Below are 6,731 nucleotides of genomic sequence, written 5' to 3' on the forward strand. Positions count from 1 at the left end.
GACTCGCGTTACTTAGCTGTAACAACCCCCGCACATGTCCGACGACCCCTTCAACAATCGCCCCGACGGCCCCAACCGTCGCAACCAAGATCCGCAGTTCAACTGGCGTGGTTTCATGCTCTTCGCACTCGCGATCACCCTGCTGATCTCGGGCTTCATGATGAACAAGGGACTGACCGGAAGCCGCAAGGTATTCGACTACGCAGAATTCAAGAAGCACGTTGAAGCTGACCGCATCGACCCGAACAAGCCGCTGTCCCTCATCAATTCCGACGCCACCTCAAAGCAAACCATTGAGGGCAGCTATTTCCCACTGCCTGCCAGCGTCACGCCTCCCGTGGTCGCCGCAGCAGGCAGCCCCGAGCCCGCAACGCCCGGCGTGATCAAACCTGTTCCTGCTGAGCCAGCCAAGGAAATCACTGAGAAACCCGCCTCCGAAGCCGCCAAAGCGGACTCGAAAGCTTTCAGTGTGGCCGTGAACATCGAGTTCCAAAAGGAGGAGCTCCACAAGCTGCTCGACGCTCACAAGCTCGTGCTCATCCCCGTTTATGACAACGAGATGTGGTCCTCCCTCATTGGCTTCCTTCTGCCTCTGCTGGTCATCCTCGCCTTCTTCTACTTCCTCGTGCGCCAGCAGCTTCGCAGCGCAGGCCGTGGCGCCATGAGCTTCGGCAAGAGCAAGGCCAAGATGCTCGCCCAGGACCGCAACAAGGTCACCTTCAAGGACGTGGCCGGCGTTGAGGAAGCCAAGGAAGAAGTGCAGGAAATCGTCGAGTTCCTCAAGGATCCGAAGAAGTTCCAGCGCCTCGGCGGCAAGATCCCCAAAGGCGTCCTCATGACCGGCCCTCCCGGCACCGGCAAGACCCTCCTCGCCAAAGCCATCGCTGGCGAGGCCGACGTTCCCTTCTTCAGCATCAGCGGCTCTGACTTCGTCGAAATGTTCGTCGGTGTCGGTGCCAGCCGTGTGCGTGACATGTTTGAACAGGGCAAAAAGAACGCCCCCTGCCTCATCTTCATCGACGAAATCGACGCCGTGGGCCGTCATCGCGGTCACGGCATGGGCGGTGGTCACGACGAACGTGAGCAGACTCTCAATGCATTGCTCGTCGAAATGGACGGCTTTGACACCCAGGAAGGCATCATCATCATCGCCGCCACCAACCGCGCCGATGTGCTTGATCCCGCCCTGCTTCGCCCCGGCCGTTTCGACCGTCAGGTCACCGTCAATCTTCCCGATGTGAAAGGCCGCGAGGAAATCCTCCGCGTTCACGCCAAGAAGGTGAAGCTGGCCGACAGCGCCGACCTTTCCAAGATCGCCCGTGGCACCCCCGGATTCTCCGGTGCCGAACTGGCCAACCTGCTCAACGAAGCCGCCCTGCTCGCCGCACGCCGAAACATGAAGTCCATCACCAACCCCGAGCTCGAAGAAGCCCGTGACAAGGTGCGCTGGGGCCGCGAACGCCGCAGCATGGCCCTCACCGAGAAGGAAAAGGAAAACACCGCCTATCATGAGGCCGGCCACGCCATCCTCAACGAGGTGCTGGAACACACCGACCCCCTCCACAAGGTCACCATCATCCCTCGCGGCCCCTCTCTCGGCGTCACCATGATGCTTCCTGAAGAGGACAAATTCACCCACCGTAAGAGCGAGCTCATCTCCAATCTCATCGTCACCATGGGCGGCCGTGTGGCCGAAGAAATCCAGTTTGGCGATGTCACGAGCGGGGCCAGCGGAGACATCCGCATGGCCTCACGCATCGCCCGCAGCATGATCTGCTCCTGGGGCATGAGCACCAAGCTCGGCATGATCGAATACGGCGAAAACGAAAGCAACGCCTTCATGGGTCGTGGCAGCAGCAACTACAGCGAGGACACCGCGCAGAAGATCGACGAGGAAGTGAAACGCCTCATCGACGAAGCCTACGCCAAAGCCAAGGAAGTCCTCCTCCAGCACAAGGACAAGCTCGACGTCCTCGCCCACGCCTTGCTCGAGTACGAAACCCTCGACGGCACTCACATCAAGGAAATCATGGCCCACGGCCGCCTCCTCAATCCCCCGGAAAACAAGAGCAAGCCGCCACCCCCGCCCCCCCTTCCCAAATCCCCAGACGCACGCCCAGTAAAGCGTGAAGACGAGGACGACGGCGGCATGGCCCCAGGCCTGACCGGCGTGCCGGCCTGACCAGCACAGGGATCATCCTGATCCCTTCAATTCAACACTCATCGAAGGGGGATCAGCAATGATCCCCCTTTTTCTTTCGCCTTCAAAGCTGCCAACTCGCCAAACTCTTTTCCGCTTGAAAGCCTGACACTTGTTCCAAAGTCATGGTTTCGATGCTGGCTTGTGGGCAGCACAAGGCACCAGACGTGCAAGCTCCCAGGTATGGAGGTAGGGAGGCTTGTCCTCAAGCCTCCGCCGAACGTCTCCAGGATAAGTTTGCCGAAATCAGTTTCGCAAAACGCTACGCTACAAAGTGGGATGCTCTTGTGGTGGAGAAGTTTGCACGCCGCCAGAACCACTTGGAATCCTGCACAATCTCGCCCCGCGCACCAGCCCTGAAAGGGCTGCGTAATTGAGCCCAGGGTCAGCCGAGCCTCAGCGAGGCGACCCTGGGTACAGCACCACACGACCGGCAAGCAAACCCGGCACTCCGACGCACCCAACGTCCACCAGCAGCGCCTGCAAAGAGCTCCGCAGCAAGTTTGCGCCGCGATCGGACAACACTCTTACCCACCCTAGACGTCGTCCAATCGCCCCCCTTCCTCACTTCAACCGCAACACCAGCCGCACCGCATCCAGTCTCACCGTGGTCGCACCAATGGCCGCTGCCAGCGCATCCCGCTGATCACGCAAGGCATCGATCTCCTCAGAACGCACATGCGGATTGCGCGCCTGCAAATCTTCCAGTCGCGCGATCTCTTCATCCATCTGCTTTCGCATGGACGCCACCGCTCTCTGCTGCAGCGTCTTGAGCTGCGCCTCGGCAAGCTGCTGCGCCTTGCCCAGCATGGTGGGCAGCAGCTTGTGGCGCACCGTTTCGTTCTCCACCGTGCGTGTCGGATCCCCCGGCGTGAGCTTGGCTCGTGTAAAGGCAGGATCAGCGCTCAGATCCTTGCCCAGATGATCCACCGCGACCCGCAAAGGCATGGCAGGCATGAAGCGCGTGGCATGCAAGGCAGGCGGCGCGATGCACTCCGCAATAAAACACGTTTGCAGCACCAGCCCTTCGCCACCTGACGCCTTCCAAAACGCAAATCCAGCATTGCCAGCAGGCGAGCCGAGCAGCACATCCAGGCCCGCGCAAACCAGCGGATGATCCCAGGTCAGAAACGCCTCATGATCACGCGAGAGCGCACGCTCACGATCAAAGGAAAAAGTAAGCCCTTCTTCCGGCAATGATGGCAGCGCGTCCGTGATCAGATTGTCAGGACGAATGTACCACGTCCGGTGCGTCATCTCCTCGATGTGCATGCCAAAGTGGTCGAGCAGCCGGATGAAGAAGCGCTCGAAATCCAGCCCCGCATCCACATCGCGAATGCGCTCGATCATGCGTGCCGCAAGGCGCGGCTTGCACGAGTTCAGCTCCAGCAGCCGGTTGTGACCCCGCTCGAGCTTCTGGCGCACTTCAAGACTCAGCGCCTCCGTGCGCCGGATGCAGTCGGCCAGTTTTTTGGCATTGAAGCCGGTGCAGAGTCCTTCAATCTCCGCCGCAAAGCTGTGCAGCAGCTGCGTCGCCCCCTGCAGGCTGTGTTCAAAGGCGTCCAGGCCTTCATGATACCAGCGCGCCAGCACCTCCCCTTCACTGCCTGCGATGAACGGCACATGAATGTTGATCGTCCCCTTTTGGCCAATGCGGTCCAGTCGTCCGATGCGTTGCTCCAGCAGTTCCGGATCTCGCGGCAGATCGTACAAAACAAGATGCTGCGCGAACTGGAAATTGCGGCCTTCGCTGCCGATCTCGGAGCAGATCAAAATGCGTGCCCCTTCGGGATCGGCGAACGCCGCCGCGTGCCTGTCCCGCTGCATCAAGGTGAGTCCTTCGTGAAACAGCACGGCATGCACATTGATCTCGCGCAGCAGGCGCTCATGGGTGTCTTCCGCGAGCTTGCGCGTGCGGCAGATGAGCAAAACTTTGGCTTCACCAAGTTCGCGCAGCGTCGCGGCAAGCCAGCGGGCAAGCGCCTCGTCGGGTGTCGCCCCAGCCTCAAGCACAAGCTCCCGCAGATGGCACTTCCTCGGCGGGAACCCCTGAATCACGGCACGGGTGTTCCGAAACATCACGCGACCAGTTCCAAATTCATCCAGAAGGTCCGCCACAAGTCGCTGACGTGCGGTTTCATCGCCTCCGACAAGCTCGGCGGCATGCTGCTGCACCCGCGGCGAATGGCTGCCAAAGAGTTCACGATCCGCCGCGCTCATGAGCCCGCCTTGCAGGATGCGATCCACCACCTGCGCCACCTGCTCATAGCGGGTGGATTCCGCCAGGAAGGCGTCCAGATCGCCATAGCGGTCCGGGTCCAGCAGACGCAGACGGGCAAAGTGGCCTTCAGCACCAAGCTGCTGCGGCGTGGCGGTCAGCAGCAGCACGCCAGGCACCCGCTGCGCGATGGCTTCGACCACCTGATAAGCAACCCCCGGCGCTCCGACAGCCCACTCCAGATGATGCGCTTCATCCACAATCAGCAAATCCCAAGCCGCATCCGCAGCCTGCTGCGCACGCTTGGGTGAGCCGCTCAGAAGCGACAGCGGGCAGAGTACCAGCTGGCTGTCCAGAAAAGGATTGCCCTCAGGATCTCCCGCTTCGATGGCCGCGCAGCGCTCTTCATCAAACAGGCTGAACATCAGATTGAACCGGCGCAGAAGCTCCACAAACCACTGGTGCGGCAGCGCATCAGGAACCAGCACCAGAATGCGCGAGGCACGCCCCGTGAGGTTCAGGCGATGGAGGATCAGCCCGGCTTCGATCGTCTTGCCCAGCCCCACTTCATCCGCCAGCAGGACGCGCGGCAGCAGGCGCCCCGTGACGTCGGCAGCGATGGACATCTGATGCGGGATGGGATCGACCCGCCCCCCGATGAAACCACGCACCGGCGAGGCCTGCATGCGGCAGCGCCATTCCACCGCCTCGGCACGCAGGGCAAAGGCCTGCAGATCGTCGACACTCGCCGCCAGCAGGCGCTCCTGCGGCCCGCCAAGGCTTAGCGTATCGGCAAGGTCGGACTCAGGGACGCTGCGTGTACCACAGTGGTAGAGCAAGGCCCCGTCTATCGAGGCAACAGAGTCGATCTGCAGTTCCGTCCCATCGCGCAGGGTGATTTTATCACCAGCCTTGAAACTGGCGCGGCGCAGGGGAGCCCCGTTGCGGGCGTAGCGCCGTTTTTCACCTGCGGCAGGAAAGCGCAGGTCAATAAAATTGCCTTCGATGCTGCTGACGATTCCGAGACCCAGTTCGGGCTCGCTTTGACTGATCCAGCGCTGGCCGGGTGCGGGGGCTTCCATCAATGCCGTGTTTGTATTTTCCTATTTGCCGAACAACCGCCCAAAGAAGGATTTTTTCTTCGGTTCCGCCGGGGCCTGGGTCGGTGCCTGGGCAGGCGCGCCCTGCTGCGGTGGCACCATTCCAGGAGCCGCATTGTTGGTGAAATCGATGACGCCGGGCTTGATCGAGGGGGCGGCACTGGGATTCACATTGATGACTTTCGGCTTCTTTGCGACGCCCTGGGCATCGTACTCATAGATCACCTGCTGATAGCACTGGCCGTTGAGATTGAAGGAGCGCATCTCCGTGGCGCGTCCATACGCATCAAAATAGACCTGGGACCGGGCCACAAGGTTGCCACGTCCGTCGTAGATGTGCCCCTGGGTGGGCAGCCCGCGTTCATTGAGCAGGTAGTGCTTCTTCGATATCAGCGCCCCGCCCGCATTGTAGGTGGACTCGATGAGCTCGTTCGTGGTTTTGTCAACGATGGTCTCCGAGTGCGAGTTGTCGGGGTGGTAGGTGCTTTTGGCCACAATGGGGGTGCCAGCCGGGGCGGCGGGCTGCGCGATGGCAGAGGTCACCCAAAGAAGGACAAAAAAAGCAGAGCAGGTTTTCATGACAGAAACGAAGATGGCGGCAGAATAACGCCCCGTTTCGCCGCGACAACGACAAATCCCGACTTCACACCCCTTCCCTGCGTCATGTTTTCCTCCACCGACCCCTCCTGGGCTGAATTTCTCACCCAAACCATCGCGGATTTCGGCTGTACCACGGGCACACTTCACCGTCTGGACCCGGCGGACCGCCATCTCAAGCTGGTGGCCCATCAGGGCATCCCGGAAGCGCTCATGCCCATCATCCAGTCCATCCCCGTGGGCAAAGGCATTGCTGGCGTGGCCGCAGAGCGCAAGGAACCCGTGGAAATGTGCAATCTGCAGACAGACACCTCCGGCGTGGCCAAACCCGGCGCGAAACAGACGCAGGTGCAGGGCACCTTGGCCGTCCCGGTGCTGGATGGCGAACGCCTCTGTGGCACCTTGGGCATCGGCAAGCTGGCGCCGTATGACTTCACTTCGGAGGAGAAGGAAAAGCTGATTCAAACCGCCCGCAATATCGCCGCCAGGCTCTTGCCCGGCTGATTTTCTCCGCCATCCCTAATCCTCCCTGTAGCCTGTCCGGTTGACCCGCAGGCAGCAAAAAGCCCGATCGCGCCACTGAGGCCGACCGGGCTTTTTGATGAATCAGACCCGC

General features: G+C 61.0%; 4 protein-coding genes. 2 read left to right on the plus strand and 2 right to left on the minus strand.

The window, feature by feature from the left end; genetic code table 11:
* Positions 1-34: 34 nt before the first annotated feature.
* On the plus strand, positions 35-2,182 hold the full coding sequence (gene ftsH / locus WAW39_RS19145; protein WP_422320769.1) for an ATP-dependent zinc metalloprotease FtsH: 2,148 nt from the start codon (positions 35-37) through the stop codon (positions 2,180-2,182).
* 582 nt (positions 2,183-2,764) lie between these two features.
* Here ftsH and rapA read toward each other — a convergent pair.
* Positions 2,765-5,500 carry an RNA polymerase-associated protein RapA gene (gene rapA / locus WAW39_RS19150; RefSeq protein WP_422320770.1) on the minus strand — a complete coding sequence of 912 codons (2,736 nt, stop codon included), beginning with the start codon at positions 5,498-5,500 and terminating at the stop codon, positions 2,765-2,767.
* A gap of 21 nt (positions 5,501-5,521) precedes the next feature.
* Complete coding sequence (locus WAW39_RS19155; protein ID WP_422320771.1) at positions 5,522-6,097, minus strand: hypothetical protein; 576 nt, start codon at positions 6,095-6,097, stop codon at positions 5,522-5,524.
* An 84-nt stretch (positions 6,098-6,181) separates the two neighbouring features.
* On the opposite strand from WAW39_RS19155, the gene WAW39_RS19160 reads away from it, so the two are divergent.
* On the plus strand, positions 6,182-6,619 hold the full coding sequence (locus WAW39_RS19160) for a GAF domain-containing protein (protein ID WP_422320772.1): 438 nt from the start codon (positions 6,182-6,184) through the stop codon (positions 6,617-6,619).
* The last annotated feature ends 112 nt before the right edge of the window (positions 6,620-6,731 follow it).

This window comes from Prosthecobacter sp. (assembly GCF_049294395.1).
Classification (GTDB): Bacteria; Verrucomicrobiota; Verrucomicrobiia; order Verrucomicrobiales; family Verrucomicrobiaceae; genus Prosthecobacter.

Coding starts and splice junctions, on each gene's coding strand:
- rapA (WP_422320770.1), bottom strand. CDS start 5,500: ATGGAAGCCCCCGCACCCGGCCAGCGCTGGATCAGTCAAAGCGAGCCC.
- WAW39_RS19155 (WP_422320771.1), bottom strand. CDS start 6,097: ATGAAAACCTGCTCTGCTTTTTTTGTCCTTCTTTGGGTGACCTCTGCC.
- WAW39_RS19160 (WP_422320772.1), top strand. CDS start 6,182: ATGTTTTCCTCCACCGACCCCTCCTGGGCTGAATTTCTCACCCAAACC.
- ftsH (WP_422320769.1), top strand. CDS start 35: ATGTCCGACGACCCCTTCAACAATCGCCCCGACGGCCCCAACCGTCGC.